This window comes from Lentisalinibacter salinarum (assembly GCF_040706555.1).
GTDB classification, from domain to species: Bacteria; Pseudomonadota; Gammaproteobacteria; order Steroidobacterales; family Woeseiaceae; genus Lentisalinibacter; species Lentisalinibacter salinarum.
The window spans coordinates 1096560-1110273 of record NZ_JAPDRH010000003.1 but is presented as its reverse complement, the minus strand read 5'-3'; the positions used below and the strand labels follow the sequence as shown (position 1 = coordinate 1110273).

Here is a 13714-nt window from a genome sequence, read left to right as displayed (position 1 = left end):
AGATGGTGGTGGAGCTGATCGCACCGATCGCCATGGAGGACGGACTGCGCTTCGCCATCCGCGAGGGCGGCCGTACCGTGGGCGCCGGCGTGGTCGCGAAAATCATCGATTAAACAATGCAGGAGGGCCTTCAGGCCCGATTCAACAACATGGCAACGAACCAGAACATCCGAATCCGCCTCAAGGCCTTCGACCACCGGCTGATCGACACGTCGGCCCGGGAGATCGTGGAGACGGCGAAGCGCACCGGCGCCACCGTGAAAGGGCCGGTGCCGCTGCCCACGAAGAAGGAGCGCTTCACCGTGCTGATCTCGCCACACGTCAACAAGGACGCGCGGGACCAGTACGAGCTGCGCACCCACAAGCGGCTGATGGATATCGTGGATCCCACGGACAAGACGGTGGACGCGCTGATGAAGCTCGAGCTGCCGGCGGGCGTGGATGTCCAGATCAAGCTGAATTAGAAATTGAACACGGCGCCCGACTTGTTATAATAGCGGGCTCCTTCGGGACCAGGCCGGGCCGGGAGTCGGCCTGATCCTCAGACAGCGACGTCGCCACATGCGGCGTAAACGGCAAATCCCGGGCACATCGGCTTCGGCCGGCGTGGGGGTCAGTTCCGCAGACCCGGCAGGGGTCGAGCGAAGAGCTGGCCCCTTTCGCGTGTCTTGAGCTCGCGAGAGGCAGCGATGGCCAATCGTAGTCGTCGCGGTGAAGGTTGATTGTTTCATTGTGGAAAAGAGAGTGCCGGCCAACCGGAGTCGGTACACAACGGGAAAGTCTCAGATGGCTATCGGAATCGTTGGCCGCAAGTGCGGCATGACGCGCATCTTCACGGAGGACGGCAGTTCTGTGCCGGTCACCGTGATCGAGGCGCTGCCAAATCGCGTCACGCAGGTGAAGACGGCCGAGCGCGACGGTTACAACGCGCTGCAGGTCGCCTTCGGCAGTGCGAAGGCCTCCCGGGTGTCCAGGCCGCGGGCCGGCCAGTTCGCTGCGGCCAAGGTCGACGCGGGCGACTCGCTGCGCGAGTTCCGTCTGGACGAGGCTCCGGCCGATGATGAGCTGGCGCCGGGTGCCGAGATCCGCGTGGACCGGTTCGAGGTCGGCCAGAAGGTCGACGTGATCGGCACGACCATCGGCAAGGGCTTCGCCGGCACGGTCAAGCGGCACAACTTCCGCACCCAGGACGCTACCCATGGCAACTCGCTTGCCCACCGGGTGCCCGGCTCGATCGGTCAGAACCAGACTCCGGGCCGCGTATTCAAGGGCAAGAAGATGGCCGGCCAGATGGGCAACGTGCGCCGCACCACCCAGAACCTCGAGGTCGTTCGGGTGGATGCCGAGCGCAACCTGATCCTGATCAAGGGCGCCGTCCCCGGTCACCGCGGCGGACGGGTCATCGTGCAGCCCGCCGTGAAGGCCCGTAAGGGGAGCGAGGCATGAGCATGGAACTGAAACTCGCTGATGCAGGCGGCAGCGTCGAGGTATCGGAAGACACCTTCGGCGCCAGCTACAACGAATCGCTCGTGCACCAGGTCGTGACGGCCTACCTGGCCGGCGCCCGCGCCGGTACGAAGGCGCAGAAAAACCGCTCCGACGTGCGCGGCGGCGGCGCCAAGCCGTGGCGGCAGAAGGGAACGGGCCGGGCCCGCGCGGGCACGATCCGCAGCCCCATCTGGGTGGGCGGCGGCCGGACTTTCGCCGCCAGGCCGCGCAGCTTCGAGCAGAAGGTCAACCGCAAGATGTACCGCGGTGCCCTGAAGTCGGTGCTCTCCGAGCTGATCCGCCAGGAGCGCCTGGTGGTCACCGGCGAGCTCACTCTTGAGGCGCCGAAGACGAAGGAGCTGGCCGGCAAGCTCAGATCGCTGGGTCTGGACGACGTGCTGATCGTCAACGAGGCGTTCGACGAGAAGGTCTACCTGGCGGCACGCAATCTGAAGAACGTGGGCATCTGCGACGTGGCGGCCGTGGATCCCGTCACGCTGATGCGTTTCGAGAAGGTGCTGATCACCGTGCCCGCGCTGAAACTGATCGAGGAGCGTCTGTCATGAGCGCCATCGCACGCCAGGAACGGCTGATGAACGTGGTTCTCGGGCCGCACATCTCCGAGAAGACCACCACCGTCGGCGAGCGCGACAACCAGGTGGTGTTCCGGGTGCGCCGGGACGCGACCAAGAAGGAGATCCGGGCAGCGGTCGAGATGCTGTTCGAGGTCGAGGTCGAGGGCGTGCAGGTAGTCAACCACAAGGGCAAGTTCAAGCGCTTCGGTCAGACCATCGGCAAGCGCCCTGCGTGGAAGAAGGCGTACGTCAGGCTGGCCGAGGGCAGCGACATCGACTTCCTCGGCGCTGAGTAACAGGGGTCCAGAAGAATGCCACTGCAGAAAGCAAAACCGACATCCGCCGGCCGGCGTTTCGTCGTCAAGGTGCGCACGCCCGAGCTGTACAAGGGCGAGCCCTACGGCCCGTTGCTGGCCAAGAAGGCGAAGACCGGCGGCCGCAACAACAAGGGTCGCATCACGGTGCGCCACCAGGGCGGCGGGCACAAGCAGCGCTACCGTATCGTGGACTTCAGGCGCAACAAGGACGGCATCCCGGGGACGGTCGAGCGCATCGAATACGACCCGAACCGCAGTGCCCACCTGGCGCTGATCAAGTACACCGACGGTGAGTGGCGCTACATCCTGGCGCCGAAGGGCGTGAGCGCGGGCCAGACGGTGGTGTCGGGCGAGGACGCGCCGATCAAGCCGGGCAATGCCCTGCCGCTGCGCAGCATCCCGGTGGGTACCGTCGTCCACTGCGTCGAGATGAAGCCGGGCAAGGGCGCGCAGATGATGCGTTCCGCCGGCGCCTCGGCCCAGCTCGCCGCTCGCGAGGGTACCTACGCGACGTTGCGGCTGCGCTCCGGCGAGATGCGGCGCATCCACTCGGAGTGCCGGGCCACCATCGGCGAGGTGGGCCACGGCGAGCACAACCTGCGCAAGCTCGGCAAGGCCGGAGCCAAGCGCTGGAAAGGCGTGCGTCCGACCGTGCGCGGTGTGGTCATGAACCCGGTCGACCATCCCCATGGCGGCGGCGAGGGCAGGACTTCCGGCGGCCGCCATCCGGTGACGCCGTGGGGTGTGCCCACCAAGGGTTACAAGACGCGCAAGAACAAGCGTACGGATTCGATGATCGTGCGTCGCCGCAAGCGCCGCAAGCAGAAGTAATACAGGGTTTGAAAGATGCCACGCTCGGTTAAGAAAGGTCCTTTCGTAGACGTCCACCTCCAGAAGAAGGTGCAGACGGCTGTGGAGAGCAACGACCGCCGCCCGATCAGGACATGGTCGCGGCGCTCGATGATCCTGCCGGATATGGTCGGCCTGACCATCGCCGTGCATAACGGGCGCCAGCATGTGCCGGTGCTGATATCGGAGAACATGGTGGGTCACAAGTTGGGCGAGTTCGCGATCACCCGGACCTTCAAGGGTCACTCCGGCGATCGCAAGACGAAGCGCTGAGGAGACGGCTGATGCAGGTTGCAGCAAAACTGCGCTACGCGCGTATCTCGCCGCAGAAATGCCGGCTGGTCGCGGACACCATCCGCGGCAAGACGGTGGACAGCGCCCTGAAGACGCTCGCGTTCATGCCCAAGAAGGGCGCGCGCATCGTCAAGAAGGTGCTCGAGTCCGCCATCGCGAATGCGGAGCACAATCACGGTGCCGATATCGACGAACTGCGTATCGCCGCCATCGAGGTGAACGAGGCGCCGTCATTCCGGCGCTATCGTGCCCGCGCGAAGGGCCGCGGTGCGCGGATCATCAAACGCAACAGTCATATCACCATCCGGGTGGCAGACGAGTAACGGGACGCATAATGGGTCAGAAAGTACATCCGACGGGCATCCGCCTGGGTATCACGACCGACTGGACGTCGAAGTGGTATGCCGACACGCAGAGTTTCCCCGGCTACGTGAAGACGGACCACGACGTCCGCACCTTCATCAAGCAGAAACTGAAGGATGCCTCGGTCAGCAAGATTCAGATCGAGCGTCCCGCCAAGAAGGTCAATATCACGATCCACACGGCGCGGCCGGGCATCGTGATCGGCAAGAAGGGCGAGGACATCGAGAAGCTGCGCTCGGAAGTCGCGCAGATGGTGGGTATGCCGCTCGGCGACGTGCGCATCAACATCTCCGAGATCCGCAAGCCCGAGATGGACGCCCAGCTCGTGGCCGAGGGTATCGCCCAGCAGCTCGAGCGCCGCGTGATGTTCCGCCGCGCGATGAAGCGTGCGGTCACCAACACCATGCGCGTGGGGGCAGAGGGCGTGAAGGTGAAGGTCGGCGGCCGGCTTAACGGCGCGGAGATCGCCCGTTCCGAGTGGTACCGGGAAGGCCGTGTGCCGCTGCACACGCTGCGGGCCGAGATCGATTACGGCCTGGCCGAGGCGAAGACCACCTACGGCGTGATCGGCGTGAAGGTGTGGATATTCAAGGGTGAGATCCTGGACAAGAACGAAGTCATCCAGGAAGCCGCCGAGCAGGCGACAAGCTCGAGATAGGGAGCCGCGGAGATGTTGCAGCCAAAACGAACCAAATTCCGCAAGCAGCAGAAGGGCCGTAACCGTGGCCTGGCGCAGCGTGGCAATACGGTGGCCTTCGGCGAATACGGGCTGAAGGCGGTGGGTCGCGGCCGGCTGACGGCGCGCCAGATCGAGGCGGCCCGCCGTGCCATGACCCGGCACATCAAGCGCGGCGGCAAGATCTGGATCCGGGTTTTCCCGGACAAGCCGATCAGCAAGAAGCCGCTGGAAGTACGCCAGGGCAAGGGCAAGGGTAACGTCGAATACTGGGTGGCCCAGATCCAGCCGGGCCGCGTGCTCTACGAGATGGAAGGTGTCAGCGAGGAAGTGGCGCGCGAGGCGTTTCGCCTGGCGGCTGCCAAGATCCCGATGCAGACGGTGTTCGTGTCCCGTCAGGTGATGTGATGAAGGCGAGTGAACTGAGAGAAAAGACGGCCGAAGAACTGGGCGAGGAGCTGCTGAAGCTTCGAAAGGAGCAGTTCAACCTCCGCCTGCAGCAGGCCACGGGTCAGCTGACACGGCCCCACGAGTACCGCCGCGTCCGCAAGGAGATTGCGCGTGTGAAGACCGTCCTGAACGAGGTCTCCACGCAGGGTGAAGCCAAATGAACGACGAGACGAAGCAGAAGACAGCACGCACGGTGACCGGCCGGGTCGTGTCTAGCAAGATGGACAAGACCGTGTCCGTGGCGATCGAGCGGCTGACCCGTCATCCGGTGTATGGCAAGTACATCCGGCGCACGAGCAAGGTCATGGCCCACGACGAGGCGAACGAGTGCCGCCCGGGCGACCGCGTCTCCATCGCCGAGTGCCGCCCCATCTCCCGCCACAAGGCGTGGAAGGTGGTCGGTATCGTCGAGCGGGCGCAGGTGGAGTGATCCGGGTACGGCGGAACGCAGCCGCTGGCCAGGCATTTTTTGAGACAGATACCGGATTGGATTTACAGCAATGATTCAGATGCAGTCAGTTCTGAACGCCGCGGACAACAGCGGTGCGCGACGCCTCATGTGCATCAAGGTACTGGGCGGTTCCAAGCGCCGGTACGCCAACGTCGGCGACATCATCAAGGTCAGCGTGAAGGATGCGATCCCGCGCGGCAAGGTGAAGAAGGGCGAGATCTACAACGCCGTCGTCGTGCGTACGCGCAAGGGTGTGCGCCGCCCGGACGGCTCGCTGATCCGCTTCGACGGTAATGCGGCCGTGCTGCTGAATAACCGCCTGGAGCCCATCGGCACCCGTATCTTCGGTCCGGTGACCCGTGAGCTCAGGACCAGTCGATTCATGAAGATCATCTCGCTGGCACCCGAAGTGCTTTGATCGGGAAGACCAGGCCGAGAGGACGAGAGAGCGAAATGAACAAGATCAGGAAAGGCGACGACGTCGTCGTGATCGCCGGCAAGGACAAGGGCCGCCGCGGCACTGTGCTGCGCGTCTACCCCGACGAGCGCGTGCTCGTCGAAGGCGTGAACGTGGCCAAGAAGCACCAGCGTCCGAACCCGAACATGGGCGTCCCCGGAGGGATCGTCGACCGCGAGATGCCGCTGCATATCTCGAACGTGATGGTCTACAACCCGCAGACCAAGAAGGGCGACCGGATCGGCATCCGTACCCTGGAGGACGGTTCGCGGGTGCGCTATTTCAAATCGAATGAGGAGGTCGTGGACGTCTGAGGACGCCGCGCATCGAGTACAGAGCTATGTCCAGACTGCAGGAATATTATCGCGAGACGGTGGTGCCCCAGCTCCAGGAGCGGCTCGGCATCGCAAATCCCATGCGCGTGCCGAAGATCACGAAGATCACCATCAACATGGGCGTGGGCGAGGCCGTGGGCGACAAGAAGATCCTGGACAACGCCGTCGCCGACATGACCCGCATCGCCGGCCAGAAGCCGGTGGTCACCAAGGCACGCAAGTCCGTCGCCGGTTTCAAGATCCGCGAGGATTTCCCGATCGGTGCCAAGGTCACGCTGCGCCGGGAGCGCATGTACGAGTTCCTCGACCGGCTCGTCAACATCGCGATCCCGCGTGTGCGGGACTTCCGCGGCCTGAATCCGCGCTCCTTCGACACCCAGGGCAACTACAGCATGGGCGTGCGGGAGCAGATCATCTTCCCGGAGATCGACTACGACCAGATCGACGAGATCCGGGGCATGGACATCACGATAACGACGACAGCCACCAATCCCGAGGAAGGCAGGGCGCTGCTTGAAGCGTTCAACTTCCCGTTCAAGAAATAGACAGGTTCCAGCCGATGGCAAAGAAATCGATGGTAGAGCGCGAGCGCAAGCGTCAGAAGACGGTGGAGCGCTACGCACGCAAGCGGGCAGAGCTGAAGGCGATCATCACCAGCCCCGGTAGCTCCGACGAAGAGCGCCGCGCCGCGCAGGCGAAGCTGCAGGCGCTGCCGCGCGACGCGAGCCCGGTGCGGCTGCGCAATCGCTGCTCGATCACGGGCCGCCCCCATGGCTACTACCGCAAGTTCGGCCTGGCGCGGAACAAGCTGCGCGAGGCGGCCATGAAGGGCGAGATCCCGGGTCTCACCAAGGCGAGCTGGTAACAGAGGTTGATGATATGAGCATGACCGATCCCATCGCCGACATGCTGACCCGCATCCGCAATGGTCAGAAGGCCCGCAAGGTCAGCGTCGCCATGCCGGCATCCACCATCAAGGCCGCCGTGGCCGAGGTGCTGAAGGAAGAAGGCTATATCACCGGTTACTCGGTGGAGGGCGAGGGTGCCGGGCGCACTCTCACCGTCGAGCTGAAGTACTTCCAGGGTGAGCCGGTGATCGAGCGCATCCAGCGGGTGAGCCGTCCCGGACTGCGCATCTACCGGGGCAAGGACGAGCTGCCGCGGGTGCTGGGCGGCCTGGGCGTGGCCATCGTGTCCACTTCGGCCGGGCTCATGAGTGACCGGCAGGCCCGGGCAAAGGGCATCGGCGGAGAGGTTCTCTGCGTCGTCTCCTAAGCGATACAACGAGTCAGGAAAATGTCTAGAGTCGCAAAACAACCGGTAGCGCTGCCCAAGGGCGTCGAGGTGGCCGTCAGCGGTACCACCGTCAACGTGAAAGGGCCGAAAGGCGCGCTCGAGATGGAGCTGAACCACGAGGTGGAGCTGGGCCAGGAGGACGGCACCGTCACGCTGAGGGCGCGCTCGGGTTCGCGCTTCGCCAACGCCATGGCGGGCACCACGCGTGCGCTGCTGGCCAACATGGTGCAGGGCGTCACCGAAGGCTTCGAGCGCAAGCTGGAGCTCCGGGGCGTCGGCTACCGTGCCCAGGCTCAGGGCAGCACGCTGAACCTGACGCTCGGCTTCTCCCACCCGGTGGCCTACCAGGTACCGGAGGGCGTGCAGGTCGAGACGCCGAGCCAGACCGAGGTCGTCGTGCGCGGCTCCGACAAGCAGAAGGTGGGCCAGGTCGCCGCCGAGATCCGTCGCTTCCGTCCGCCGGAGCCCTACAAGGGCAAGGGCGTGCGATATGCCGACGAGCGCGTCGTCATGAAAGAAGCGAAGAAGAAGTAACCGGTTTCCGAGGATTTCAGGATATGAGACTGGACAAGAAACAGAGCCGGCTGCGCCGGGCCCGCCGCACGCGGGCCAAGATCAGCGAGCTGGCCGTGCACCGCCTGAGCGTCCACCGGACGCCGCGGCACATCTACGCCCAGATCATCGCCCCGGACGGGGCGAGCGTGCTGGCGAGCGCCTCCACGGTGCAGAAGGAACTGCGCGAGAAGCTCAAGGGCACGGGCAACGTGGACGCGGCGGTCGAGGTAGGCCGTGTCATCGCCGAGAAGGCGAAGGCGGCCGGCGTGGAGTCGGTGGCGTTCGACCGCTCCGGGTTCCGCTTCCACGGCCGCGTGAAGGCACTGGCGGATGCGGCGCGCGAGGCCGGTCTGCAGTTCTAGGATCAATGAATACCCGCCGGACGAGAGGCGGGGCATCGGGTAGTGACACATGGCAAGAATGGAACAAGGCAGCGACGATCTCCTCGAGAAACTGGTGACCGTCAATCGCGTCGCCAAGGTCGTGAAGGGTGGTCGCCAGTTCGGCTTCACCGCGCTGACCGTGGTGGGCGACGGCGCCGGCAAGGTGGGCTTCGGCTACGGCAAGGCCCGTGAAGTGCCCATCGCGATCCAGAAGGCGATGCAGGCCGCACGGAAAAACCTCAAGTCGCTGCACCTGAAGGACGAGACGCTGCAGTACGAGGTCAAGGGCCGTCACGGTGCCACGAAGGTATTGATGGCGCCGGCCTCGGAAGGTACGGGCATCATCGCCGGCGGTGCGATGCGCGCGGTGTTCGAATGCGCCGGCGTGCGTAACGTGCTGGCCAAGAGCTACGGCTCGCGCAATCCCATCAACGTGGTGCGCGCGACCATCAACGCGCTGCAGTCGGTGCACTCGCCGAACCGCATCGCGGCGAAGCGCGGCAAGAAAGTCGACGAGATACAGAGCTAGCACGATGGCCAAGTCAGCGAGCAACGGACAGAAACTGAAAGTGACACTGGTGAAGAGCCGGTATGGGCGGCTGGCCAACCACAAGGCCTGCGTCGCCGGACTCGGTCTCAGGAAGATCAACCAGACGGTCACCGTCGAGGATACGCCGGAGAACCGGGGCATGATCAACAAGGTGTCCTATCTCCTGAACGTAGAGGAAGCTTAGAGATGCGTCTGAACACGCTTAAGCCTGCAGAGGGCAGCAAGAAGGCCGGCAAGCGCCTGGGCCGCGGTCATTCCGCGGGTCAGGGCAAGACCAGCGGTCGGGGCCAGAAAGGCCAGCACGCCCGATCCGGCGGCTACCACAAAGTGGGCTTCGAAGGCGGCCAGATGCCGCTGCAGAGGCGCCTGCCGAAGGTGGGCTTCAACTCGCCGAGCCGCGGCCTCAGCGCCGAGATACGGTTGCACGAGCTCGCGAAGGTAGACGCGGATCCCATCGACCTGGAGGCGCTGCGCAAGGCGCACGTCGTCGGCAGCCGCGTCGTGAAGGCGAAGGTGATCGCCTCCGGTGAACTGACGAAGGCCGTGAAAATCAAAGGGATCAAGGTGACCCCGGGCGCCCGCAAGGCAATCGAGGCGGCCGGCGGCTCCATCGAGGACTGACGGAAACGAAAGTGGCGAAAGCACCCAGCAACAATCCGGCAATGGCACTGGCCCAGAGTGGGAAGCTCAGCGAGCTGCGGCAGCGGCTCCTGTTCCTGGTCGGGGCACTGGTGGTCTATCGCGTCGGCACCTTCATACCGGTGCCGGGCGTCGACCCCATTGCGCTGTCGAGCTTCTTCGACCAGCAGTCGGGGAACATCCTGGGGCTGTTCAACCTCTTTTCGGGCGGCGCCCTGCAGCGTTTCGGCGTCTTCGCGCTCGGGATCATGCCCTACATCTCCGCCGCCATCATCATGCAGATGGCCGCGGTTGTCGTGCCGAGCCTCGCCCAGTTGAAGAAGGAAGGCGAGTCCGGCCGGCGCAAGATCACCCAGTACACGCGCTACGGCACGGTGGGACTGGCGCTGTTCCAGTCCGTGACGGCGGCCTATGCCATCCAGAACCAGCCCAACCTGGTCATCAATCCGGGCCCGGGCTTCCTGTTCACCGCGGCCATCACGCTGGTGACCGGCACGGTGTTCCTGATGTGGCTGGGCGAGCAGATCACGGAGCGGGGCATCGGTAACGGCATCTCCATCATCATCCTCGCGGGCATCGTGGCGGGCATGCCCGGCGCCATCGCCGGCACGGCAGAGCTCGTGCGCAACGGCGAGATGGCCCCGGCTTTCGCCATCCTGATCCTGCTGGCCATCGTGGCGGTGACCGCCTTCGTGGTTTATATGGAGCGGGCACAGCGTCGTATCACGGTGAACTACGCGCGGCGTCAGCAGGGAAGGCGGATGTATGCGGCCCAGAGCACGCACCTGCCGTTCAAGATCAACATGTCCGGCGTGATTCCGCCGATCTTCGCCTCCAGTATCCTGCTGTTCCCGGCGACTCTCGCCCAGTTCGCAGGCACGAGCGCGGACCCGACGTGGATCCAGCGCACGCTGCAGAACATCGGCACGAGCATGGGCCCCGGCCAGCCGGTCTACATGCTGCTGTACGGCGTCCTGATCATCTTCTTCTGCTTCTTCTACACCGCGCTGGTGTTCAACTCGAAGGAGACGGCGGACAACCTGAAGCGTTCGGGCGCCTTCATACCGGGCATCCGGCCGGGCGCCCAGACCGGTGAGTACATCGACCGGGTGCTGACGCGGCTGACGTTCTGGGGCGCGTTGTACATTACGGGCGTCTGCCTGATGCCGGAGTTCGTGCGGCTGTTCTATCCGAGCATCCCGTTCTACTTCGGCGGTACGTCGCTGCTCATCCTGGTGGTGGTCGCGATGGACTTCATGTCCCAGCTGCAGGCGCACATGATGTCGCACCAGTACGAAGGGATGATGAAGAAGGCCAATCTGAGGAATTACGGTCGCGCGGGCCAGATCCGCTGACGGCCCGGTGACGGAGAAAGACGATGAAGGTTCGTGCATCAGTCAAGAAGATCTGCCGCAACTGCAAGATCATCCGGCGCAACGGCGTCGTGCGCGTCATCTGCACGGATGCGCGGCACAAGCAGCGGCAGGGTTGAGAGAGAAGGAAGCCCCGAGCAGGGCGGCCAATAAGAGAGAACAGAGGAATTATCAGTGGCGCGTATAGCAGGCATAAACATCCCGGTGCACAAGCACGTGGCGATAGCGCTCACCAGCATCTACGGCATCGGCCATACCAGGGCGCGCAAGATCTGCGACGCAGCCGGTATCGCGCCGGACGTCCAGGTGAAGGATCTGGCCGAGCCGGAAGTGGCCCGGCTGCGCAACGAGGTGGCCCGTTTCACGGTGGAGGGCGACCTGCGCCGTGAGCAGTCGATGAACATCAAGCGGTTGATGGACCTCGGTTGTTACCGCGGCATCCGTCACCGCCGCGGCCTGCCGGTGCGCGGGCAGCGCAGCCGTACCAACGCGCGGACCCGCAAGGGCCCCCGCCGTCCGGTCCGCAAGTAAGCGCCGGGCATCAGGATTCGAGTAAGGACATAAGATGGCTCAACCGAAGAAAACGACCACGCGGAAGAAGGTCCGCAAGCAGGTGCAGGACGCGATTGCGCACGTGCATGCCTCCTTCAATAACACGATCATCACGATCACCGACCGCCAGGGTAATGCCCTTTCCTGGGCAACGGCCGGTGGCTGCGGCTTCCGCGGATCGAGGAAATCGACGCCCTTCGCCGCCCAGGTGGCCGCCGAGAAGGCGGGCAAGGCTGCGCAGGATTACGGCGTGAAGAATCTGGACGTACGCGTGCGCGGGCCGGGCCCGGGTCGCGAGTCCGCGGTGCGCGCGCTGAATGCCGTCGGTTTCCGTATTCAGACTATCGAAGACGTGACGCCGATACCCCACAACGGGTGTCGTCCTCCGAAGCGTCGTCGGGTATAGGTAAAGAGGATCATGGCAAGATATCTCGGACCAAAATGTAAGCTCTCGCGCCGCGAAGGCACGGATCTGTTCCTGAAGAGCGGCGTGAAGCCGCTGGATGCCAAGTGCAAGCTGGACACGCCGCCGGGCGGCAGTGCCACCGGCCGGCGCGGACGTCTGTCCGACTACGGCCTGCAGCTGCGCGAGAAGCAGAAACTGCGCCGCATGTACGGTGTGCTGGAACGCCAGTTCCGCAATTACTACAAGCGTGCGGCACAGCTGAAGGGCTCCACGGGCGAGAATCTGCTGCGCCTGCTGGAAGGACGGCTGGACAACACCGTCTACCGGATGGGCTTCGCCTCGACGCGTGCGGAGGCGCGTCAGCTCGTCAGCCACAAGGGCGTGATGGTCAATGGCAAGGTGGTGAACATCCCCTCCTACCAGGTCAGCGCCGGCGATCAGGTCTCGATCAGAGAGAAGGCGCAGAAGCAGCTCCGCATCCAGAGTGCACTCGAGATCGCCGGCCAGGTGGGCTTTCCGGAATGGGTCGAAGTCGACACCAAGAAGATGACCGGACTGCTGAAGACGTTGCCGGAGCGGGACGACATCCTGCCGGACATCAACGAAAACCTGGTGGTCGAGCTCTACTCCAAGTAATCAGGAGGACCCTGTCCCATGTCGGAAGTAACCGAATTTCTGAAACCTCGTGTCGTGAAGGTGACTCCGGAGACGGAGCAGCACGCACGGGTCGTCATCGAGCCATTCGAGCGGGGCTTCGGCCACACGCTGGGCAATGCGCTGCGGCGCATCCTGCTGTCGTCCATGCCGGGCGCGGCGATTGTAGAGGCCGAGATCGAGGGCGTGCTGCACGAGTACACCAGCATCGAGGGCGTGCAGGAAGACGTCGTCGACATCCTGCTGAATCTCAAGCAGGTGGCCGTGCGCATGCACAGCCGCGAAAGCGCCGAGCTTTCCATCTCCAAGAAGGGCCCGGGTCCGGTCACGGCCGGCGATATCCAGCTGGACCATGACGTCGAGGTACTGAACCCGGATCTGGTGATCGCCAACCTGACCAAGGCCGGCGAGCTCCGCATGGTGCTGAAGGTGATCCGCGGACGCGGTTACCGTCCGGCCACCCAGCGTGCGAGTTTCGAGGAGCAGAGCGGCCCCATCGGTCGGTTGCAGCTGGACGCCTCGTTCAGCCCGATTCGCCGGGTGACCTACAACGTGGAGGCGGCCCGCGTGGAGCAGCGCACCGACCTCGACAAGCTCATCATCGACATCGAGACGAACGGCACCATCGACCCCGAAGAGGCGATCCGCCGCGCGGGCAGCATCCTCAAGGACCAGCTGAGCGTCTTCGTGGACCTGCAGGGTCAGGAAGAGGGCGCCGGCGCCGCCGCCGAGGCACAGATCGACCCGATCCTGCTGCGGCCGGTGGACGAGCTGGAACTCACCGTGCGCTCCGCGAACTGCCTGAAGGCCGAGAGCATCAACTACATCGGCGACCTGGTGCAGCGCACCGAGGTGGAGCTGCTGCGCACGCCGAACCTGGGCAAGAAGTCGCTCACGGAGATCAAGGACGTGCTCGAAAGCCACGGCCTGTCGCTCGGCATGCAGCTCGAGAACTGGCCGCCGCCGAGCCTGCGTCCCGATCGCGAGGCGCTGTCCGCCTGATCGAGACCATAGGGACTATTCGCGCCATTGGCACTCTCGGCATCGGACG

General features: G+C 64.5%; 28 protein-coding genes. All 28 read left to right on the top strand.

Translation table 11 applies throughout. The features are described 5' to 3' along the window. A partial coding sequence (locus tag ACJMKZ_RS15760) for an EF-Tu C-terminal domain-related protein (protein WP_452233301.1) occupies window positions 1-113 on the top strand: 113 nt, incomplete at its 5' end. Between the two features lie 36 nt (window positions 114-149). Further along, on the top strand, window positions 150-464 hold the full coding sequence (gene rpsJ, locus ACJMKZ_RS15755; RefSeq protein WP_405234143.1) for a 30S ribosomal protein S10: 315 nt from the start codon (window positions 150-152) through the stop codon (window positions 462-464). Between the two features lie 322 nt (window positions 465-786). Then, entirely contained in the window at window positions 787-1446 is a 660-nt protein-coding gene (rplC, locus tag ACJMKZ_RS15750; protein ID WP_405234142.1) for a 50S ribosomal protein L3, read from the top strand. A 2-nt stretch (window positions 1447-1448) separates the two neighbouring features. Continuing rightward, the gene (gene rplD / locus ACJMKZ_RS15745; protein WP_405234184.1) at window positions 1449-2054 is read left to right on the top strand and encodes a 50S ribosomal protein L4; all 606 of its coding nucleotides are present in this window, start codon (window positions 1449-1451) and stop codon (window positions 2052-2054) included. Between the two features lie 5 nt (window positions 2055-2059). After that, the gene (gene rplW / locus ACJMKZ_RS15740) at window positions 2060-2359 is read left to right on the top strand and encodes a 50S ribosomal protein L23 (protein ID WP_405234183.1); all 300 of its coding nucleotides are present in this window, start codon (window positions 2060-2062) and stop codon (window positions 2357-2359) included. Window positions 2360-2374: 15 nt separating this feature from the next. Further along, on the top strand, window positions 2375-3211 hold the full coding sequence (rplB, locus tag ACJMKZ_RS15735) for a 50S ribosomal protein L2 (RefSeq protein WP_405234141.1): 837 nt from the start codon (window positions 2375-2377) through the stop codon (window positions 3209-3211). Between the two features lie 15 nt (window positions 3212-3226). Then, window positions 3227-3502 carry a 30S ribosomal protein S19 gene (gene rpsS, locus ACJMKZ_RS15730; RefSeq protein ID WP_405223744.1) on the top strand — a complete coding sequence of 92 codons (276 nt, stop codon included), beginning with the start codon at window positions 3227-3229 and terminating at the stop codon, window positions 3500-3502. 11 nt (window positions 3503-3513) lie between these two features. Then, complete coding sequence (gene rplV, locus ACJMKZ_RS15725; protein ID WP_405234140.1) at window positions 3514-3846, top strand: 50S ribosomal protein L22; 333 nt, start codon at window positions 3514-3516, stop codon at window positions 3844-3846. An 11-nt stretch (window positions 3847-3857) separates the two neighbouring features. After that, complete coding sequence (gene rpsC / locus ACJMKZ_RS15720; protein ID WP_405234139.1) at window positions 3858-4544, top strand: 30S ribosomal protein S3; 687 nt, start codon at window positions 3858-3860, stop codon at window positions 4542-4544. A 12-nt stretch (window positions 4545-4556) separates the two neighbouring features. After that, the gene (gene rplP / locus ACJMKZ_RS15715) at window positions 4557-4970 is read left to right on the top strand and encodes a 50S ribosomal protein L16 (RefSeq protein ID WP_405223738.1); all 414 of its coding nucleotides are present in this window, start codon (window positions 4557-4559) and stop codon (window positions 4968-4970) included. Next, window positions 4970-5173: a 50S ribosomal protein L29 gene (rpmC, locus tag ACJMKZ_RS15710; RefSeq protein ID WP_405234138.1), complete on the top strand. Its 204-nt coding sequence runs from the start codon at window positions 4970-4972 to the stop codon at window positions 5171-5173. Before rplP ends, rpmC begins: the two co-directional genes overlap by 1 nt. Next, on the top strand, window positions 5170-5442 hold the full coding sequence (gene rpsQ, locus ACJMKZ_RS15705) for a 30S ribosomal protein S17 (protein WP_405234137.1): 273 nt from the start codon (window positions 5170-5172) through the stop codon (window positions 5440-5442). The genes rpmC and rpsQ overlap by 4 nt, the downstream gene beginning before the upstream one ends. Before the next feature lie 70 nt (window positions 5443-5512). After that, a complete protein-coding gene (gene rplN, locus ACJMKZ_RS15700) occupies window positions 5513-5881 on the top strand; it encodes a 50S ribosomal protein L14 (RefSeq protein ID WP_405223733.1) in 369 nt (122 codons plus the stop codon). A 35-nt stretch (window positions 5882-5916) separates the two neighbouring features. Then, window positions 5917-6234 (top strand): 50S ribosomal protein L24, encoded by a 318-nt coding sequence (rplX, locus tag ACJMKZ_RS15695; RefSeq protein ID WP_405234136.1) that lies wholly within the window; start codon window positions 5917-5919, stop codon window positions 6232-6234. A gap of 26 nt (window positions 6235-6260) precedes the next feature. Beyond that, window positions 6261-6800, top strand: coding sequence for a 50S ribosomal protein L5 (gene rplE / locus ACJMKZ_RS15690; protein WP_405234135.1), 540 nt, complete (start codon window positions 6261-6263; stop codon window positions 6798-6800). Window positions 6801-6814: 14 nt separating this feature from the next. After that, window positions 6815-7120, top strand: a complete 306-nt coding sequence (gene rpsN / locus ACJMKZ_RS15685; protein WP_405234134.1) for a 30S ribosomal protein S14 — start codon at window positions 6815-6817, stop codon at window positions 7118-7120. A gap of 14 nt (window positions 7121-7134) precedes the next feature. After that, entirely contained in the window at window positions 7135-7530 is a 396-nt protein-coding gene (gene rpsH / locus ACJMKZ_RS15680) for a 30S ribosomal protein S8 (RefSeq protein WP_405234133.1), read from the top strand. 21 nt (window positions 7531-7551) lie between these two features. Continuing rightward, window positions 7552-8085, top strand: coding sequence for a 50S ribosomal protein L6 (gene rplF / locus ACJMKZ_RS15675; RefSeq protein WP_405234132.1), 534 nt, complete (start codon window positions 7552-7554; stop codon window positions 8083-8085). Window positions 8086-8114: 29 nt separating this feature from the next. After that, entirely contained in the window at window positions 8115-8468 is a 354-nt protein-coding gene (rplR, locus tag ACJMKZ_RS15670; RefSeq protein ID WP_405234182.1) for a 50S ribosomal protein L18, read from the top strand. A gap of 49 nt (window positions 8469-8517) precedes the next feature. Continuing rightward, a complete protein-coding gene (gene rpsE, locus ACJMKZ_RS15665; RefSeq protein WP_405234131.1) occupies window positions 8518-9018 on the top strand; it encodes a 30S ribosomal protein S5 in 501 nt (166 codons plus the stop codon). A gap of 4 nt (window positions 9019-9022) precedes the next feature. Beyond that, entirely contained in the window at window positions 9023-9223 is a 201-nt protein-coding gene (gene rpmD, locus ACJMKZ_RS15660) for a 50S ribosomal protein L30 (protein ID WP_405234130.1), read from the top strand. Between the two features lie 2 nt (window positions 9224-9225). Further along, the gene (gene rplO / locus ACJMKZ_RS15655; protein ID WP_405234129.1) at window positions 9226-9660 is read left to right on the top strand and encodes a 50S ribosomal protein L15; all 435 of its coding nucleotides are present in this window, start codon (window positions 9226-9228) and stop codon (window positions 9658-9660) included. A gap of 41 nt (window positions 9661-9701) precedes the next feature. Continuing rightward, window positions 9702-11033, top strand: coding sequence for a preprotein translocase subunit SecY (gene secY / locus ACJMKZ_RS15650; protein ID WP_405234181.1), 1332 nt, complete (start codon window positions 9702-9704; stop codon window positions 11031-11033). Window positions 11034-11056: 23 nt separating this feature from the next. Next, a complete protein-coding gene (gene rpmJ / locus ACJMKZ_RS15645; protein WP_405223716.1) occupies window positions 11057-11170 on the top strand; it encodes a 50S ribosomal protein L36 in 114 nt (37 codons plus the stop codon). Between the two features lie 55 nt (window positions 11171-11225). Beyond that, window positions 11226-11582 carry a 30S ribosomal protein S13 gene (gene rpsM, locus ACJMKZ_RS15640; RefSeq protein WP_405234128.1) on the top strand — a complete coding sequence of 119 codons (357 nt, stop codon included), beginning with the start codon at window positions 11226-11228 and terminating at the stop codon, window positions 11580-11582. 34 nt (window positions 11583-11616) lie between these two features. Next, the gene (gene rpsK, locus ACJMKZ_RS15635) at window positions 11617-12009 is read left to right on the top strand and encodes a 30S ribosomal protein S11 (protein ID WP_405223712.1); all 393 of its coding nucleotides are present in this window, start codon (window positions 11617-11619) and stop codon (window positions 12007-12009) included. A 12-nt stretch (window positions 12010-12021) separates the two neighbouring features. Next, a complete protein-coding gene (gene rpsD / locus ACJMKZ_RS15630; RefSeq protein WP_405223710.1) occupies window positions 12022-12645 on the top strand; it encodes a 30S ribosomal protein S4 in 624 nt (207 codons plus the stop codon). A gap of 18 nt (window positions 12646-12663) precedes the next feature. Further along, the gene (locus ACJMKZ_RS15625) at window positions 12664-13665 is read left to right on the top strand and encodes a DNA-directed RNA polymerase subunit alpha (RefSeq protein ID WP_405223708.1); all 1002 of its coding nucleotides are present in this window, start codon (window positions 12664-12666) and stop codon (window positions 13663-13665) included. Window positions 13666-13714 lie beyond the last annotated feature (49 nt).